The 2,525-nt window shown below is 37.2% G+C and carries 1 protein-coding gene; it reads left to right on the top strand.

Annotation, left to right across the window (positions count from 1 at the left end):
- Positions 1-610: 610 nt before the first annotated feature.
- Positions 611-2,422 carry a group II intron reverse transcriptase/maturase gene (gene ltrA / locus FAR12_RS23045; RefSeq protein WP_126411077.1) on the top strand — a complete coding sequence of 604 codons (1,812 nt, stop codon included), beginning with the start codon at positions 611-613 and terminating at the stop codon, positions 2,420-2,422.
- Positions 2,423-2,525: the final 103 nt, after the last annotated feature.

Here is a 2,525-nt window from a genome sequence, read left to right as displayed (position 1 = left end):
GTGCGCCCATAAGGGCATTTAGGAAATCTGCTTTAGCAAAGCAGTAGGGAGATATCACAATCTTTACCCTATCATCAGCCAACTTATCCGTAAGGGAAACCGAGCGGGGAGTGTAGCATGTTGGCAAAGCCATAAGTTGTCTAGTTACCAAGGCACGACTGAATGGCGAGATGAAATTCATAGATAAGGATGAAAGCTGAATTGCTTGAATGATAGCTCAAGGAGGACTACGGGGACCTTCAGCGGGAGGTAGCGACTTACGCTGTGCGAAGTATGCATGTTTCTTAAAAACTTCGAGAAATATGAAGTGATACTACTTCATCCATCTTCTATATAGAAGAAACGAGTGAAAATCACATCCGAAACTATGAAATGCTATGTTTCTAAATGTCTAAATGGGGATTGCCTAAGTCAGAACGCTGTTAATACAGCTATGCATAATGCCTAATAAGGTGACAAATTTCAAGCTGAAAGGCAAGAAAGATGATGCTGAATATCTGATAAGGCAACGGAGCTCTCGTAGTAGTCTGAGATAGGGAAAGCCTATTACATGGCGAAGGAGAGCAGTTTATCTAGTTTAATACCAAATTGGGAAGGAGCGTGAGGCTCTATGAGAAATCCAAAAGTAGTATTAAGCAGTCTAACTTCCAAAGCACAAGATGGAACGTATGTATTTGAAAGATTATATCGGAATTTGTATAATACCGAGTTTTATTTAGAAGCCTATGCCAAACTCTACCCGAATAAAGGTAGTAATACAAAGGGTATTGATAAAGACACAATCGATGGAATGAGCTTAGAAAGAATCGAGCGTCTAATTGAAAAGCTAAAAGAGCAGTCATATCAGCCTAAACCATCACGAAGAATATATATCCCAAAGAAAAATGGTAAATCACGACCATTGGGAATTCCAACTTTTGAGGATAAGTTAGTGCAAGAAGTTGTTCGGCGAATTTTAGAGAGCATCTATGAACCACAATTCTCAAATCATTCACACGGTTTCAGACCAAATCGTAGCTGTCACACAGCTTTAAAAGAAATTCGCAATACTTTTACAGGTACGAGATGGTTTATCGAAGGTGATATAAAAGGCTTCTTTGATAATATTGACCATCACATATTAATTGAACTTTTACGAAAACGCATTAGGGATGAGAAATTAATTAATTTAATTTGGAAATTCCTTAGAGCAGGCTATGTAGAAGAGTGGGTTTTTCATAAAACCTATAGCGGAACTCCTCAAGGTGGTATCATTAGTCCGTTATTATCGAATATTTATCTGCATGAATTAGATAAATATATAGAAAAGTTTGCATTGGACTATAACAGAGGTGAAAAACGAACACATAACATTGTCTACCTCAACCTAGCATCAAAGATTAACTATCGTAAAAGTAAAAATAAACGTGATTGGGAACGACTTACCAAAGAGGAAAAAGCTGTAAGGCTTTTCGAATTAAAAGCTTTGTATAAGGAATTACAAAGTCATGACAGCAAAGACCTTTTTGACCCAAACTATCGTCGAATGAAATATGTAAGATATGCAGATGATTTTATCATCGGTGTGATTGGTAGTAAAAAAGAAGCCGAAGAAATCAAGAAAGATTTAACAGACTACCTTGCAGATAAACTCAAATTAGAATTGAGTGCTGAAAAGACGTTGATCACTCATAGTGAGAAAAACGCTAGATTCCTAGGGTATGATATACGAGTAGCGAGGGATTGGCATAGAATGAAGATGCCAAATGGTACGAAAAAACGAAAGTTCAACTACCAAACAAAGCTATTCGTACCACACGAGAAATATATCAAAAAACTCATCGATTTAGGTGCCCTAAAAATTGGCAATACTAATGGTTGGAAACCTGTTCATCGTCCGTACTTGGTACATCTGGATGATTTAGAAATCCTTCGAACATACAATGCAGAAATTGAAGGATTATATAACTACTACCGTTTGGCAAGCAATGCACATGTCCTTCAATCTTTCCGCCAAACAATGAAATACAGCATGATTAAAACGTATGCCAGTAAATATAAAAGCACCGTTAGTAAAATCATTAGAAAATTTTCGATAAACGGGAAATTTGGTATACGTTATAAAACGAAGGATGGTCCAAGAATTGCCTATTTTACGGAACAACGAATGGAAAAAAACTTGGAAATCAATAAACAATCTGTGGATATAATTGAAAATACAATCATTTATGGTGGTAGAACAAGTCTCATTGAACGCCTTTTGGCAGAAAAATGCGAATGGTGTGGAGTGGAGAACACGCCATTAGAAATGCACCATGTAAATAAACTCAAAAACCTAGAAGGTAAAAAGCGATGGGAACAGTTCATGCTTGCAAGAAAACGTAAAACAATTGCAATGTGTGTAAAATGCCACCACGATTTGCATAATGGGAAGTTAGATTGATAAATGGAAAGCCGTATACTCTGAGAGGAGTACGTACGGTTTGGGGGGGAGTTCTTGGAAACCTACTTAGGAAACTAAGCAAGGCACTGGGTTCTTACCCTAC

Origin of the sequence: Bacillus yapensis (genome assembly GCF_005280205.1) — a bacterium.
Classification (GTDB): Bacteria; Bacillota; Bacilli; order Bacillales; family Cytobacillaceae; genus Robertmurraya; species Robertmurraya yapensis.
The sequence above is the reverse complement of the archived record's forward strand: the minus strand, read 5'-3'. Positions and strand labels throughout refer to the sequence as shown.